Below are 16,280 nucleotides of genomic sequence, written 5' to 3'. Positions count from 1 at the left end.
TGGCGGATGTACCATGAACGATTACACAGCCATGCCGTCTGAAGACGGAGGAATCGGCTCATTGTCGCTTCCGCCGCACTCAATGGAGGCGGAGCAGTCTGTTTTGGGCGGTTTGATGCTGGAAAATCCGGCATGGGACAGGATTGCCGATGTGGTTTCGGGAGAGGATTTTTACCGGCATGAACACCGCCTGATTTTCCGATCCATTGCCAAACTGATCAATGAGAGCCGTCCTGCCGATGTCATCACGGTTCAGGAAGATTTGCAGCGGAACGAAGAGCTGGAAGCAGCGTGGGGATTCGAATATCTGATTTCCCTGGCGCAAAATACTCCGTCTGCCGCCAACATCCGGCGCTATGCCGAAATCGTGCGCGAGCGTTCTATTATGCGCCAACTCGCCGAAGTGGGAACGGAAATTGACCGCAGCGCCATACCCAAAATATCGGCAGCGGAACGGGCGGTAGCTTGGAGTACGAAAAATTCAAGCAGTTTCTTTTGAACTCTATTGTTTAATTTACAATTGGTTATCTTTATTTTCGTAGCCTGGCATAACTGCTAATCTACGTCAGCCTCTAAAAATTAATCTAATTTACGATTATAAAAATATTATTAAGAAAGCCCTTACTATGAACCGCACCCTGTACAAAGTTGTATTTAACAAACATCGAAACTGCATGATAGCCGTTGCTGAAAATGCCAAACGCGAGGACAAAAACACAGCCGACACCCAAGCTGTAGGTATGTTGCCAAATGATATTGCGGGCTTTGCGGGTTTTATCCATTCTATCTCTGTTATCTCATTCTCCCTTTCATTACTGCTCGGTTCTGCCCTTATCCTGACTTCTTCTTCTGCTAATGCCCAAGGTATCGTTGCCGACAAATCCGCACCTGCACAGCAACAGCCTACCATCCTGCAAACAGGTAACGGCATACCGCAAGTCAATATTCAAACCCCTACTTCGGCAGGGGTTTCTGTTAATCAATATGCCCAGTTTGATGTGGGTAATCGCGGGGCGATTTTAAACAACAGCCGCAGCAACACCCAAACACAGCTAGGCGGTTGGATTCAAGGCAATCCTTGGTTGGCAAGGGGCGAAGCACGTGTGGTTGTAAACCAAATCAACAGCAGCCATTCTTCACAACTGAATGGCTATATTGAAGTGGGCGGACGACGTGCAGAAGTCGTTATTGCCAATCCGGCAGGGATTGCAGTCAATGGTGGTGGTTTTATCAATGCTTCCCGTGCCACTTTGACGACAGGTGAGCCACAATATCAAATAGGCGCATTAACAGGCTTTCAGGTTCGTTCGGGTCATGTTGCGATCACGGGACAAGGTTTGGATGCCCGTGATACCGATTTCACGCAGATATTGAGCCATGCGGTTAAGATTGATGGGCCTGTGTGGGGTAAAGATGTGCGTGTGTCGGCAGGGAAAAATGATGTCTCAGCTGATGGCTCTATCCGGTCTTCACACTCCCCTGCTACGAATATAAATTCCGACAACTCACTGTATGCCATCGATACAGGGGCATTGGGCGGTATGTATGCCGGTAAGATCACCCTGATCAGCACTGATCGTGATGCATCCGTGCGCAATCAGGGGCAATGGTTTGCCTCAGCCGGCAATGTGGCAGTGAATGCTGAGGGTAAACTGGTCAACACGGGCATGATTGCAGCGACGGGAGAAAATCATGCGGTTTCACTTCATGCCCGCAATGTTCATAATAGCGGTACGGTTGCCTCACAGGATGATGCCAATATTCACAGCCAGACGCTGGACAATTCAGGTACGGTCTTATCCTCAGGTCAATTGACTGTCCGTAATTTAGGCCGTCTGAAAAACCAAAACAACGGTACGATCCAGGCTGCCCGCTTAGATATGTCAACAGGTGGTTTGGATAACACAGGTAATATTACTCAAACAGGTTCACAAGCATTGGATTTGGTATCTGCCGGCAAATTCGATAACAGTGGCAAGATTGGTGTAAGTGACGTTCCACAGACCGGTTTGAATCCCAATCCATCAGTCATACCACAGATTCCGAGTACTGCAACAGGTTCAGGCAGCAGCACTGTCTCGGTATCTAAGCCTGGTTCAAACAATCCCGTTTCACCTACAGCACCTGCAAAAAACTACGCCGTAGGACGCATTCAAACAACAGGAGCATTTGACAATGCAGGATCAATCAATGCAGGTGGGCAAATTGACATTGCCGCCCAAAACGGTTTGGAAAATTCGGGTAGTCTGAATGCGGCTAAACTACGAGTATCAGGCGATTCATTTAACAATACGGTAAAAGGCAAACTCCAGGCACACGATCTGGCTGTTAACACTCAAACTGCTAAAAACAGCGGTCACTTATTAACTCTAACCGGCAAGATTGACAACCGTGAACTGCATAATGCCGGAGAAATTGCCGCCAACAATCTGACACTCATTCATTCGGGCCGCTTGAGCAATGATAAAAAAGGCAATATTCGAGCTGCACATTTACAGCTTGATACCGCCGGTTTACATAATGCAGGTAACATTCTTGCCGATAGTGGAACCGTTACCACCAAGAATAATCTTCGCAATACAGGAAAAGTTTCTGTTGCACGACTGAATACCGAAGGTCAGGCTCTAGATAATACGCACGGACATATAGAGGCTGAAACGGTTAACATCCAAAGTCAGCAACTGACTAACCAAAGCGGCCATATTACTGCTACCGAACAACTGACTATCGATAGTCGAAATGTAGACAACCAAAACGGCAAACTACTATCTGCAAACCAAGCACAATTAGCTGTTTCAGACGGCCTATACAACCAACATGGTGAAATTGCCACCAACCGGCAGTTGTCTATTCACGATAAAAATCAAAACACTTTGGCGTTAAACAATGCGGACGGCACGATTCAATCTGCCGGTAATGTATCGCTACAAGCCAAATCACTCGCCAACAATGGCACATTAACAGCCGGTAACAAACTGGATATTGCTTTGGCGGACGATTTCGTCGTAGAGCGCGACCTCACTGCAGGCAAACAATTAAATCTAAGCATAAAAGGCCGTCTGAAAAATACCCATACCCTACAAGCAGGCCATACGCTCAAACTCAATGCCGGCAATATAGATAACCAAGTTACAGGCAAAATTATTGGCGGAGAACAAACGGACATCACATCCGAACAGCATGTAGACAACAGGGGCTTGATCAACAGCGACGGTTTGACCCACATCGGTGCAGGTCAAACCCTGACCAACACCGGGACAGGCAAAATCTATGGCAACCATATTGCCCTGGACGCGCAAATACTGCTTAACCGGGAAGAAACGACGGAAGGCAGTACCAAAGCGGGGGCAATAGCTGCAAGGAAACGTTTGGATATTGGAGCGAAAGAGATTCATAACCAAGAAGGTGCCCTACTATCCAGCGAAGGTATTTTTGCCGTAGGTAATCGACTGGATGAACAACATCATGCGGCAGGCATGGCCGATACCTTTGTTAATGGCAGTGCCGGTTTGGAAGTACAAGGTGATGCATTGATGTCTGTTCGGAATATGCAGAATATCAATAATCACTTTAAAACAGAGACATACTTAGCCAAAGCAGAAAAGCAAGTTCGTGACTACACCGTACTGGGGCAAAATACCTACTATCAGGCAGGAAAAGACGGTTTATTCGACAACTCGCAAGGACAAAAAGACCAAACTACTGCTACGTTCCATTTAAAAAATGGTTCTCGTATTGAGGCCAACCAATGGCATGTCCGAGACTACCACATCGAGACTTATAAAGAACGCATCATCGAAAACCGGCCGGCACACATTACTGTGGGCGGTAATTTGACTGCCTCAGGTCAAAATTGGCTGAACAAAGACAGCCGGATTGTAGTGGGCGGGCGTATTATCACTGATGATTTAAACCAGAAAGAAATTACCAATCAAAGTACAACAGGCAAAGGTCGCACAGATGCTGTCGGCACACAGTGGGATTCAGTTACAAAAAAAGGATGGTACAGCGGCAGAAAAAGACAACGCCGTACTGAAAGAAACCATACTCCTTACCATGATACCCAACTATTTACCCACGACTTCGACACGCCTGTATCCGTCATCCAACAGAATGCCGCCTCCCCTTCCTTTCAACCCGCTGCATCTGCAATCAAACTGATTGACGGAGTATCCACAGCAGCCGTCAATGGTCAGCGCATCCATACCGGTAATGTGGTCTCGTTAAATAACGCTACTGTTACTCTGCCTAACAGCAGCCTCTATACCACCCATCCTGACAATAAAGGCTGGTTGATTGAAACCGATCCTCAATTTGCAGACTACCGCCGCTGGTTGGGCAGCGACTACATGTTGCAACAACTGGAATTGGACGCCAATCATCTACACAAACGGCTAGGCGACGGCTACTACGAACAAAAACTTGTTAATGAACAAATCCACCAGTTAACAGGCTACCGCCGACTCGACGGCTACAGGAGTGATGAAGAACAATTCAAAGCTCTGATGGACAACGGCCTTACTGCTGCCAAAACATTCGGTCTCACCCCAGGTATCGCCTTGAGTTCAGAGCAAGTTGCCCGCTTAACTTCAGATATCGTTTGGATGGAAAATCAAACCGTCACACTGTCTGACGGTTCGACTCAAACCGTACTGGTTCCTAAAGTCTATGCCCTGGCGCGCAAAGGTGATCTCAATACCTCCGGTGGCCTGATTAGTGCCGAACAAGTCTTACTTAAACTGCAAAACGGCAACCTGACTAACAGCGGTACCATTGCGGGGCGGCAGGCCGTACTCATCCAGGCACGGAATATTAACAGCAACGGCAACATTCAAGCCGACCAAATCGGCTTAAAAGCTGAAAAAAGTATCAATATCGACGGCGGGCAGGTACAAGCAGGCAGACTGCTGACTGCCCAAGCGCAAAATATCAACCTTAACGGTACAACCCAAACTTCCGGTAATGAACGTAACGGCAATACCGCCATCGACCGTATGGCCGGCATTAACGTGGTCGGAAGCTATACTGAGCAAGTAGATAACAGAGCTTCAGACGGCATCCTATCCCTGCATGCCGGCAACGATATCAACCTCAATGCGGCCACCGTCTCTAACCAAGTTAAAGGCGGCACTACCCAAATTACCGCCGGCAATAATCTCAACCTCGGCACCATCCATACCGAACATCGCGAAGCCTATGGTGCATTAGATGACGAGAACCATCGCCATGTCCGCCAAAGTACCGAAGTCGGCAGCAGTATCCGCATGCAAAACGGCGCACTGCTTAGAGCCGGTAACAACTTAAAAATCCGCCAAGGCGAACTGGAGGCCGAAGAAGGCAAAACCGTCCTTGCCGCAGGACGTGATGTCACTATCAGCGAAGGACGCCAAATAACCGAACTGGATACCTCGGTAAGCGGGAAAAGCAAAGGCATCCTTTCCAGTACCAAAACACACGACCGCTACCGCTTCAGTCATGATGAAGCAGTCGGCAGCAACATCGGCGGCGGCAAAATGATTGTTGCAGCCGGGCAGGATATCAATGTACGCGGCAGCAACCTTATTTCTGATAAGGGCACTGTCTTAAAAGCAGGTAGGGACATCCAGCTAGAAGCAGCTTCCAATCGCTATTTTGATGCTGAAACACACGAATATAAAAAATCGGGTCTGAGCGGAGGCTTCCGCGACGGTGTTTTAAGTGTCGGATACACTAAAGCTTCCACAAAATCCAACCAAGACCAAACTGCAACCACCCTGACAAACTCCCAAGTCGGTAGTAAACAAGGTAATACCGTAGTTGTTGCCGAACGAACCCTAAACACCAAAGCTGCGATACTGGCATCAGGTGGCGATATGCACCTACAGGGACGTGATGTTGCTTTAAATGCAGGGTACACGGAAACAAATAACAACAACGATATCGAACAAAAACAATCAGGTCTATCCATGGGCATAACCCTGAATCCCATTGATGCTGCCAAAGCTAATTACAAACGCAATATGCAAGGCAGTGGCTACAGCAATAGCATAGTGGGTAAGGCCTTGCAACGCGCCGATGCCGGAGCAAAGGCATCCACAGCAGCTTTTACTCCTATCGTCATCAACGGTGGTCGCCAAAAAACTACGGAAAATCGTCATCAAGAAGATACGCAAGCAGTGGTAACGGCCGTTTCTGCGCAAGGCAACCTAAACATTGTTGCCGACGGCGGCAGTATCAGAAGTGAAGGGACAAAACTGGCTGCCGAACGCGATATCCTGCTTTCGGCAACAGAAAGTATAACGTTGGATGTTGCCCGCAACACCGCCGATCAACACGGTTCCCGTAAGCGCAGCGGTTTCAGCATAGATAACCGAGAATTGATTCCGGCGGGGACGTTTAATGACCGTAGCAATGCACAAGGCAATCTCGATAAAGCTACCGGCACACAATTGTCCGCGGGTGGCATCGCCACATTGCAAGCGAAAAAAGCGGATATCAACATCTTCGGTAGCAGCATTGCCGCGCAAGATGATGTTACCTTGTCTGCCGGCCGCAATATCAATATCCGTTCCAGCCAAAACAATCAAACCCAATCAGAACGTCAAATCACCAGCGGCATCGGCACTGCGGTAATTTCCGATACCGAACACTTTGCCGGGTGGATGAAAAACCGGAAAGATAGTAACAGTAATCAAGTTGAACAGATTAAATCCCAAGTTGGGAGCTTGGGCGGCAACGTCAATATACAGGCTGGTGGCAACTATACCCAACAGGTTGCCAATGTGGTGGCCGCCAAAGACATCAATATTACAGCAAAAAGCGTTGAGATTCTGGCTGACCACAATCGCAACAACAGCCACCAATCCGAGCGCGACGTTAAAATTGGCACCTTTGCCAAGGTATCTTCTCCACTGATCGACCTGGTAAACGCTGCCGAAGGCGCGGTGAAGAGTAAAGCAGACGACCGCACGCAGGCGCTGCAAACACTGGCTGCAGGTGCACAAGCTTATTCTACCTACAATACCGCTACCAGCGGCGGTGCATTAGCCAAAGCAGAAGTAGGTTTCGGCTTTAAAACTGCCAACAGCAGCCAAGACCAAAGCCAAAACCATAGCCAAGCCAATGTTTTGAATGCCGGTGGTAACCTCAATATCCGTTCTACCGAAGGTAACATCCACCTTCAAAACACCCAAGCACAAGCGGCTGAAACCCTCCGCTTAGATTCAGCCAAAGATTTGATACTCGAATCTGGCCAATCTTCCCAATCCGCCGATGGAAAAAATAGCAGCCTTGGTGCATCAGTGGGTGCAGGCGTCTCCGTAGGCGCGCAAACCGGTGTTTATGCTTATGGCGAAGTGGGTGGCAGCAAAGGTAAAAACCATTATCTTGCCCAAACACACGATCACACGACCCTCCAAGCTAATAAAATCGAATTGGCAAGCAAAGGTGATACCACTCTCAAAGGGGCTGCAGCCACTGCCGGCCGCATTGATGCCGATGTAAAAGGCCGTCTGAACATCGAAAGTGTTCAAGACCATACCGAACAGGACAACAAACAAACCGGCGCCGGCGTACGTGTACAAGTTTCCTTGGGCACCGCCTGGGAGGCTTCGGGCAACTTCAACCAAAGCAAAGCTTCAGGCAGCAGTGACAGTGCGGCTATCCAATCCGGACTTTTTGCAGGAGAAGGCGGCTACCACATCGAGGCCGACAGCATCCACCTAAAAGGCGGAGCCATTACCTCTACCGCGCCGAAGGAGCAAAATGAATTAACTGCCAAACGTCTTACTTTTGAAAATATTCAAAACCAAAGCAGTTATAGCGCATCCAATGTCAGCTTGAGCGGTAGTTACGGTAGCGACAGCCCCTCTGAAACCCCCGACAACGCCGACTTCCGTCAAACAAACTTAGGTAAGGCATTTGCACGCTCTGCAGGCAAAAATGGTACCGACTTCAACCCCGGCTTGCCGCAATATGAAAAAGGCGGCGACAACAGCACCACCTATGCTACCCTGAGCGAAGGCCGTCTGAACATCGGCGGCAAAGAGACCACTACGCAAGAACTGGGTATCAATAGTGACAGCAGTAACGCACACCGTGCTGTTGCGGCTCTGCCCGATTTAGCCAAGATTACTGAAAAGCAACAGATTATAGCTAAAGCAACTTCCGATATAGTATCCGCTGCGCACACTTTCAGCAGCAACCGCCAAAAAACCGCTGCAAAAAATAAAGCCAAAGCCGAATCGGAGTTCGAAGGTCGTCTGAAAGCCCAAAATGACGGCAGCTATGAAGCCTACGCCAAACTGGACGAAACCGAACGGCAAAAAATCCTAATCAACTACTCAGAAACCTATCGCAAAGCCGATGCCGAAGCCCAAAATTGGGGGTGGGAGGTAAACACAGCCGTGCCCTTAATGCCGGCATCACCCTCGCGACCGGTCTGCTTGGTGGTCAAAGCGGATTGCAAAGCGCAGTCAATGCCGCTGCGCCTTATGCCTCCGAAGCAATAGGCAGGACATTTGGACACGGTGAAAACAAAAACGAAACCGCCCAAGCCGTCGGACATTTCCTTTTAGGAGCAGCTATCGCCCGCGTCAACGGTGGTAATTTTGCTGCCGGCGGTTCGGCTGCGGTTGCAGCTGAAAAAGCAGCGGAACATCTTGCCCAACGGTATAACGACGGTAAAACCGCAATCGATCCGCAAACAGGCGAGTTCAATGCCAACCTGCTGCCGGAACATATCAAAGAAGAAATCAAATCGAAGATCGGGGTGATTGCATCGCTGACGGGCGCGGCCGTGGGCGGCACGCCGGCAGAGGCGCAAACCGGAGGGGCGGTCGGGCAGAATGCGGTGGAAAACAACCTCTATCTGACATCGGAAGCCTTAAAACGGGATGAACAGACAGCCCGTAAAATTTATTCCGTCATAAAAGAGCAAGTCAAACATGAATGCAGTTCCACAGGAAGAATTACCGAATGTCGTCAAAATATAGGACGCATTATCGAATTTACCCAAGACCAACGCTTTGACAGTCGGTTTAAGGACTTAGAAAAAGAATCCTTATATTACCTAAATCAACATCCTGATTTAGTAGCCTCTTATTTGAAGGCTGAGTACGAAAAGCTGGATAGGGAAGACAAAAGTATCCTGCACCGCTACATCTCACCCGGGGCTGAAATCGTTTCGGGCAGTTTGGGTGTTGTTCTTTCAGGAGTAGCCGGAGGCGGATCTTGTGCCGAGACTTTCGGCTTAGGCTGTGCCGCCGCTTTGGTTGGTGTAACGTCTTCCTACGATCATGTCATTACTGGGGCGAAGAACTTCGGAAAAAAAGCCAGCGAACAACGACCGACGATTACGGTTCAGACCTTGAAGCAGTTGGGGCTGTCGGAGCAGGCTGCGGAATATGTTCAGTTTTCTATAGATTTGTTCAGTGTGGGTAAATCAGGAGCCGGTATGCCTAAGGCTAAGCCTGTGTCTGATGCAAAACCGAGATGGGAGGTTGATAGGAAGCTTAATAAATTGACAACTCGTGAGCAGGTGGAGAAAAATGTTCAGGAAACGAGAAGAAGGAGTCAGAGTAGTCAGTTTAAAGCCCATGCGCAACGAGAATGGGAAAATAAAACAGGGTTAGATTTTAATCATTTTATAGGTGGTGATATCAATAAGAAAGGCACAGTAACAGGAGGGCATAGTCTAACCCGTGGTGATGTACGGGTGATACAACAAACCTCGGCACCTGATAAACATGGGGTTTATCAAGCGACAGTGGAAATTAAAAAGCCTGATGGAAGTTGGGAGGTGAAAACGAAAAAAGGTGGGAAAGTGATGACCAAGCACACCATGTTCCCAAAAGATTGGGATGAGGCTAGAATTAGGGCTGAAGTTACTTCGGCTTGGGAGAAAAGAAAGGAATTAGAAGGTCAAAAATGGAGAGGTACAAGTAAATCTGGTGTTGAAATAGAAGGATTTACGGAACCTAATCGAACAGCTTATCCACTTTATAATAGTAAATGAAGTATTGATTAAAAAGGTGTTTTTAAATGTATAAAATAAAATGTTTTTATGATCAGTTTAGTTCTGGTGAATTATTTAACTACTGCCAGTTTTTAGATAATTCTTCTAATCAAAAGATAAATACACGAGGAACAGTGTATCAATATATTATTTATGTTTTAACAGGAGACCTTTATCTACAAAAAGACATAGATGAAAATTTAGAATTTATCTATCAAGCAGAAAATAATCCCAATGAAGTTTATTCAGGAGGTGGACAAGGTTTTTGCTGGGATATTTCTGCTGAAAAAGTAGTTTTCTATCACAACGAATTTGATGAAGAAGACGGCTGGCCTGATTTAAGCTGTTCGCTGCATACTTTTAAAACTGCTTTAATTGCTTGGAATGCTTTTTTGCAATTGCCTAAAAGTATTCATTCGGTGGTGGAGACTGTGATTGAGGAATAAGCATAATTAGCTTAATGAATAGAATCAGCGATATAGATTGGACTGCAAATCCACGCTTATACGCTGTGCCATGATTAAGATGTTAGAACTTGTATTGAATACAAGTTCTCATAAACGAATGGCAGCAATCCTTTGATTTAGATAAGATCCTTGATTTAGAATAATATTGTCCAATTATTTGCAATCATTCTATAAAAATCAAGGAACTAAAATCATGAACAAAACCCTATCGCGTCATCTTCAACTTTTGTCGTGGCTGCCTGATGGTTGTTGCAGAGAATGTGAAGTGCGAAGGTAAAAGCTGTGCCGATAGTGATTCAGCAAGCCGTAGCCCATATGAAACCTAAACTCAACAAGTAAGATGTGTGCGGAACGCACACATGCGGTTCTCAAGGTTTGAGCTAAGAGGCCGTCTGAAAATAACAAATGGGTTTTGCCTATGGTTGTTTTCAGACGGCTTCAGATTTCGCTTCCTCTTTTCCATATCCTATAAACATGTGATTAAATTTTCATTTATGGCGTTTTTTTATCTTTTTGTCTGTTTTTGTGCATTGCTATAATTGCCCGCTTACATTACCATACCGAACAGGACAACAAACAAACCGGCGCCGGCGTACGTGTACAAGTTTCCTTGGGCACCGCCTGGGAGGCTTCGGGCAACTTCAACCAAAGCAAAGCTTCAGGCAGCAGTGACAGTGCGGCTATCCAATCCGGACTTTTTGCAGGAGAAGGCGGCTACCACATCGAGGCCGACAGCATCCACCTAAAAGGCGGAGCCATTACCTCTACCGCGCCGAAGGAGCAAAATGAATTAACTGCCAAACGTCTTACTTTTGAAAATATTCAAAACCAAAGCAGTTATAGCGCATCCAATGTCAGCTTGAGCGGTAGTTACGGTAGCGACAGCCCCTCTGAACCCCCCGACAACGCCGACTTCCGTCAAACAAACTTAGGTAAGGCATTTGCACGCTCTGCAGGCAAAAATGGTACCGACTTCAACCCCGGCTTGCCGCAATATGAAAAAGGCGGCGACAACAGCACCACCTATGCTACCCTGAGCGAAGGCCGTCTGAACATCGGCGGCAAAGAGACCACTACGCAAGAACTGGGTATCAATAGTGACAGCAGTAACGCACACCGTGCTGTTGCGGCTCTGCCCGATTTAGCCAAGATTACCGAAAAGCAACAGATTATAGCTAAAGCAACTTCCGATATAGTAACCGCTGCGCACACTTTCAGCAGCAACCGCCAAAAAACCGCTGCAGAAAATAAAGCCAAAGCCGAATCGGAGTTCGAAGGCCGTCTGAAAGCCCAAAATGACGGTAGCTATGAAGCCTACGCCAAACTGGACGAAACCGAACGGCAAAAAATCCTAATCAACTACTCAGAAACCTATCGCAAAGCCGATGCCGAAGCCCAAAATTGGGGGGTGGGAGGTAAACACAGCCGTGCCCTTAATGCCGGCATCACCCTCGCGACCGGTCTGCTTGGTGGTCAAAGCGGATTGCAAAGCGCAGTCAATGCCGCTGCGCCTTATGCCTCCGAAGCAATAGGCAGGACATTTGGACACGGTGAAAACAAAAACGAAACCGCCCAAGCCGTCGGACATTTCCTTTTAGGAGCAGCTATTGCCCGCGTCAACGGTGGTAATTTTGCTGCCGGCGGCTCGGCTGCAGTTGCAGCTGAAAAAGCAGCGGAACATCTTGCCCAACGGTATAACGACGGTAAAACCGCAATCGATCCGCAAACAGGCGAGTTCAATGCCAACCTGCTGCCGGAACATATCAAAGAAGAAATCAAATCGAAGAGCGGGGTGATTGCATCGCTGACGGGCGCGGCCGTGGGCGGCACGCCGGCAGAGGCGCAAACCGGAGGGGCGGTCGGGCAGAATGCGGTGGAGAATAATTCAGTGGGTATATCATATTCTGCTTGGAAAAAAGATCAGGCTTTAATGAAAGAAAATCCTGCCGCTTATTCGCAATTACGAACAGAACAACTCCAGGCTATTAACTTTTTGATTGACTTTATTCCAGTTATCGGAGATATAAAAGGTTTTGCAGAAGCAGAAACCAAAGGCGATTATTTCTTTGCTACTGTAGGAATAATTCCACTTTATGGAGATGCTGCCAGAAAAGTCCATCAAGCCGAAAAAGCTTATCAGGCAGCCAAAGCCGCTAAAAATACAGAAAAAATGAAGGCCGCAATAGATCAAGCCCGCCGCAATCTGGGAAACATAAGGTCGAATGTTACAGGCAGTGATCCTTTGTTGGCGGGTGTGGGGAATATCCGTATTCCTGTAAACGGCAATGTTGCGAAGGGGGGCAGGATTCCGGATACGGCATTGGCGTCGAAGAATTATTCGAGAAATGATTTAAGGCCACATAAAGAATCAAGCACAGGATCATCTGTACCTGTTCCATCTGAAACCACAGTAACTTTTAGAGAGGGTAAAGATAGCTATGAATTAAAATATCAATCTAATGAAAAACACTCATTAGGACACGGTGGGAAAAGACCTGGACATGAAGCATCATTAGAACCTAAAAATTCTTTAGAATTATTTCAACAGTCAATTTCCGTTAAAGACGGTATGAGGGTTACTTTTGATAAATCAACTGGTGAAGTGCATCAATTTTTTTCAGGTACTGGCAATAACAGGAATTTGTATCACTGGGCAGGAATTTTAAACAGGAATAGAATAGATAAACTTAATATCCAATTGCGTAGAAAATTGGGTATTCCTGGAAAATAAATTTTATTCAAGGAGTATTCTAAATGATTTTTGGGAATCCATATAAATTTGCAATTTGGATTGAGGAGATAGACGAATGGAGTTCAGAAAATTTTTCCGAAGGGATTTTTACATTTTTTGTGAATGGAGACATGATTCCTCAAGAACTACCAAATACATCTACTTTTTTACCAAATTCTTTGCGTAGCATACAACAGTTTATTTCAATAATTGATGATCTAGAGTGCCCTAATTTATTTAACTTAGACTATTGTAATGCATATGTTTTTTTGAACGATGCTGTTCATTATCGTAATATGGAATTATCAGAAGAGGAATCTTATTCATATTGGAAATACTGTATAACAGAATATATTGATAACCCTGAAGAAAAAGACAATATTTGGTATTTATCTAATAAGCATAATGAAAAATTATTATATTTAAATGATAATATTGTTAAGGAATCGGTGTTTAAAAAAGGATATATAAAAAATATTATGGAAAAAATAATTATGAAATTTAATTATATTTAAATGATAATGATGAAATTTATCTCACATAAAATCTATGTTTAAAGATGCATCAAGCACGTGTTTTTTAATATCTTCCAGAACTGGTAGGCTTATAAAGCCAACAGGAAGTAAGTATGATGCTCACCATATTCAACCATTAGAAAATAATGGTGGTAATATTTGGCAAAACATTACTCCAGCTAGGTATCCTGATTGGATAGATAATATGTTTGAACGAATAAAAAATTCTTCTATTATTGTGAATAATTTCGACGAATATTCATTATGCCAAGAGAAAAATCTATTTTTTAAATTACCAGATAGTGATTTTCTAGAGTTAGAAAAGCATATCCAAATTCCATATGATTTATTCTGCTTTTGGAAAGAAATTGGTTATGGTTTTCTTACTGTAAATGAAAGTGGAAGTATTCGATCAGAGTCTGATAATCGAATTATGGATCCTTTATCTATTTTAGATATATTGGTTGGGGAATCAGAACAAGTTTCTTCTAATTTTGTTATTGAACCATATCAAGTACCATTTTTCGAAAGATTTAGTGAATATTTTATTTGTTTTGATAGGCGAAATTTAAATAAGCCTAAACAACCTGTCTATTGGATATGGGATATGGAAAATCCGTTAGCTGACTCAATAGAGAGTTTTATTTACAAGTTATTTGAAAATCCTGATTTTTTAAATGAAATTTAGCAAGCCGTAGCCCATATGAAACCTAAACTCAACAATTAGCACAAGGTTTGAGCTAAGAGGCCGTCTGAAAACTGAACTGCACCCCAAAAGTTGGACACATCCCCTCCAACTCACAAGGTGCAGTTTTTTTATGAGCAAATATACATTACACTTCAAATACCAAGCCGTACTCTACTACCTGCATATACGCAGCCAACAGCGTACCGCAGACCACTACGGCATCTCCCGAACCCACCTGCGACGATGGATACGCGCCTATCAAGAAGGCGGCGTCGGCGCACTCGAACATCCCCAATCCAAAACCATGACCGACCACCGCAAAAACCCCTTCATCGCCGACAAACCCGACCACGAAAAAACACAGGCGGAGCTTATCGAAGAGTTGTGCTATATGCGCGCAAAGGTTGCCTACCTAAAGGAGTTAAAAGCCCTCAGCAAAAAGCGGACCGAAAAGAACAAAGCCAAACCGTCCAAACACTGAGGGCGCAACACCCGCTCAAATACCTGCTACACATCGCAAACCTGCCCAAAAGCAGCTTTTACTACCACCACCAAGACCGACCCGACCCCGATGAAGCCGACAAAGCCCTCCTCGTCGAAACCTACCGGCGGCATAAAGGACGATACGGGCAAAGGCGCATTGCCGCAGCATTGGGTTGGAACCGCAAAAAAGTGGCGCGGTTGATAAGACAGCTAGGACTGAAAGCCCTCATACGGGCGAAAAAAAGCCTACCGCCATCCCGCCATGGGCGAAATATCGGAACACCTCCTCAAACGTCGGTTCACAGCCAAAAAGCCCAACGAAAAATGGCTGACAGACGTGACCGAACTCAAAGGAAAGGACGGCAAACTGTACCTCTCGCCGATCTTGGACTTGTTCAACCGCGAGATCGTCGCCTACGCCATGAGCCGCAGAGCCGACAGTGAAATGGTGAAGGAAATGCTCGAAAAAGCCGCACCCCGGCTGACTGATAAAGGAACAATGCTTCATTCTGACCAAGGCGTGCTGTACCGTACGGCGGGGTATAGGGAATTGCTTGGCCCAACATTCCATGGTTCAAAGCATGTCGCGAAAGGCGAATTGTTGGGACAATGCACCGATGGAGAGTTTCTTTGCGGTGTTGAAGACGGAGTGTTTCTATAACGCAGGAGAATTGACGGTGGACGAATTGATGAAACAGATAGATGATTATATGGATTACTACAACCGGGAGCGTTGCAGTTTGAAATTGAAAAAGCTGAGTCCTGTCGCATACAGAACCCAGCTTACACAGAGCGCCTGAATAGGCTTTTATGAGCGTCCAAAATTTGGGGGCCAGTTCACGTTTCAGACGACCTTTATTTAACGTTACCGAGCTAGCGGGTTACAAAGCGCAGTCAATGCCGCTGCGCCTTATGCCTCCGAAGCAATAGGCAGGACATTCGGCCACGGTGAAAACAAAAACGAAACCGCCCAAGCCGTCGGACATTTCCTTTTAGGAGCAGCTATCGCCCGCGTCAACCGGTGGTAATTTTGCTGCCGGCGGTTCGGCTGCGGTTGCAGCTGAAAAAGCAGCGGAACATCTTGCCCAACGGTTATAACGACGGTAAAACCGCAATCGATCCGCAACAGGCGAGTTCAATGCCAACCTGCTGCCGGAACATATCAAAGAAGAAATCAAATCGAAGATCGGGGTGATTGCATCGCTGACGGGCGCGGCCGTGGGCGGCACGCCGGCAGAGGCGCAAACCGGAGGGGCGGTCGGGCAGAATGCGGTGGAAAACAACCTCTATCTGACATCGGAAGCCTTAAAACGGGGATGAACAGACAGCCCGTAAAATTTATTCCGTCATAAAGAGCAAGTCAAACATGAATGCAGTTCCACAGGAAGAATTACCGAATGTC

9 protein-coding genes and 6 pseudogenes are annotated in these 16,280 nt (G+C 46.3%); 14 read left to right on the top strand and 1 reads right to left on the bottom strand.

The window, feature by feature from the left end:
- Positions 1-13: 13 nt before the first annotated feature.
- Positions 14-430, top strand: a pseudogene (locus FGL10_RS00075) (DnaB-like helicase N-terminal domain-containing protein); the annotation flags it as partial.
- On the opposite strand, the pseudogene FGL10_RS11880 reads toward FGL10_RS00075, so the two are convergent.
- A pseudogene (locus tag FGL10_RS11880) lies at positions 430-534 on the bottom strand (IS1595 family transposase); the annotation flags it as partial. The pseudogenes FGL10_RS00075 and FGL10_RS11880 overlap by 1 nt on opposite strands.
- A gap of 92 nt (positions 535-626) precedes the next feature.
- Here FGL10_RS11880 and FGL10_RS00070 point away from each other — a divergent pair.
- The 13 genes and pseudogenes from FGL10_RS00070 to FGL10_RS12875 all read left to right on the top strand — a co-directional run.
- A pseudogene (locus FGL10_RS00070) lies at positions 627-5,753 on the top strand (two-partner secretion domain-containing protein); the annotation flags it as partial.
- Between the two features lie 99 nt (positions 5,754-5,852).
- Positions 5,853-8,489 (top strand): hemagglutinin repeat-containing protein, encoded by a 2,637-nt coding sequence (locus tag FGL10_RS13070; protein WP_446673950.1) that lies wholly within the window; start codon positions 5,853-5,855, stop codon positions 8,487-8,489.
- A complete protein-coding gene (locus tag FGL10_RS12880; protein ID WP_332000810.1) occupies positions 8,441-9,994 on the top strand; it encodes an EndoU domain-containing protein in 1,554 nt (517 codons plus the stop codon). Before FGL10_RS13070 ends, FGL10_RS12880 begins: the two co-directional genes overlap by 49 nt.
- 26 nt (positions 9,995-10,020) lie before the next feature.
- Positions 10,021-10,440 (top strand): protein MafI, encoded by a 420-nt coding sequence (mafI, locus tag FGL10_RS00060; protein WP_003711570.1) that lies wholly within the window; start codon positions 10,021-10,023, stop codon positions 10,438-10,440.
- A gap of 236 nt (positions 10,441-10,676) precedes the next feature.
- Positions 10,677-10,766, top strand: a pseudogene (locus tag FGL10_RS12975) (hypothetical protein); the annotation flags it as partial.
- Between the two features lie 305 nt (positions 10,767-11,071).
- Positions 11,072-13,192 (top strand): VENN motif pre-toxin domain-containing protein, encoded by a 2,121-nt coding sequence (locus FGL10_RS12390; protein WP_232043714.1) that lies wholly within the window; start codon positions 11,072-11,074, stop codon positions 13,190-13,192.
- Positions 13,193-13,215: 23 nt separating this feature from the next.
- Positions 13,216-13,707, top strand: a complete 492-nt coding sequence (locus FGL10_RS00035; protein WP_003711489.1) for an immunity 42 family protein — start codon at positions 13,216-13,218, stop codon at positions 13,705-13,707.
- Between the two features lie 34 nt (positions 13,708-13,741).
- Positions 13,742-14,395, top strand: a complete 654-nt coding sequence (locus FGL10_RS00030) for a hypothetical protein (protein WP_231844341.1) — start codon at positions 13,742-13,744, stop codon at positions 14,393-14,395.
- A gap of 130 nt (positions 14,396-14,525) precedes the next feature.
- Positions 14,526-14,876, top strand: coding sequence for a helix-turn-helix domain-containing protein (locus FGL10_RS00025; protein WP_003711431.1), 351 nt, complete (start codon positions 14,526-14,528; stop codon positions 14,874-14,876).
- Positions 14,780-15,109, top strand: a pseudogene (locus tag FGL10_RS12970) (IS3 family transposase); the annotation flags it as partial. The gene FGL10_RS00025 and the pseudogene FGL10_RS12970, both read left to right, overlap by 97 nt.
- A 31-nt stretch (positions 15,110-15,140) precedes the next feature.
- A complete protein-coding gene (locus FGL10_RS00015; protein ID WP_138251405.1) occupies positions 15,141-15,539 on the top strand; it encodes a DDE-type integrase/transposase/recombinase in 399 nt (132 codons plus the stop codon).
- Positions 15,448-15,678 carry an IS3 family transposase gene (locus tag FGL10_RS12965; protein ID WP_039405057.1) on the top strand — a complete coding sequence of 77 codons (231 nt, stop codon included), beginning with the start codon at positions 15,448-15,450 and terminating at the stop codon, positions 15,676-15,678. The genes FGL10_RS00015 and FGL10_RS12965 overlap by 92 nt, the downstream gene beginning before the upstream one ends.
- 391 nt (positions 15,679-16,069) lie before the next feature.
- Positions 16,070-16,280 (top strand): annotated as a pseudogene (locus FGL10_RS12875) (VENN motif pre-toxin domain-containing protein); the annotation flags it as partial.

It is taken from the genome of Neisseria lactamica, assembly GCF_901482445.1.
Taxonomy (GTDB): domain Bacteria; phylum Pseudomonadota; class Gammaproteobacteria; order Burkholderiales; family Neisseriaceae; genus Neisseria; species Neisseria lactamica.
This window is presented reverse-complemented; position numbering and strand designations above follow the sequence as displayed.

Excerpts from the sequence above, each read along its gene's own strand:
- FGL10_RS13070 (WP_446673950.1), top strand. The coding sequence starts at position 5,853 with ATGCACCTACAGGGACGTGATGTTGCTTTAAATGCAGGGTACACGGAA.
- FGL10_RS00035 (WP_003711489.1), top strand. The coding sequence starts at position 13,216 with ATGATTTTTGGGAATCCATATAAATTTGCAATTTGGATTGAGGAGATA.
- FGL10_RS12965 (WP_039405057.1), top strand. The coding sequence starts at position 15,448 with ATGGTTCAAAGCATGTCGCGAAAGGCGAATTGTTGGGACAATGCACCG.
- mafI (WP_003711570.1), top strand. The coding sequence starts at position 10,021 with ATGTATAAAATAAAATGTTTTTATGATCAGTTTAGTTCTGGTGAATTA.
- FGL10_RS00030 (WP_231844341.1), top strand. The coding sequence starts at position 13,742 with ATGTTTAAAGATGCATCAAGCACGTGTTTTTTAATATCTTCCAGAACT.
- FGL10_RS00015 (WP_138251405.1), top strand. The coding sequence starts at position 15,141 with ATGGGCGAAATATCGGAACACCTCCTCAAACGTCGGTTCACAGCCAAA.
- FGL10_RS00025 (WP_003711431.1), top strand. The coding sequence starts at position 14,526 with ATGAGCAAATATACATTACACTTCAAATACCAAGCCGTACTCTACTAC.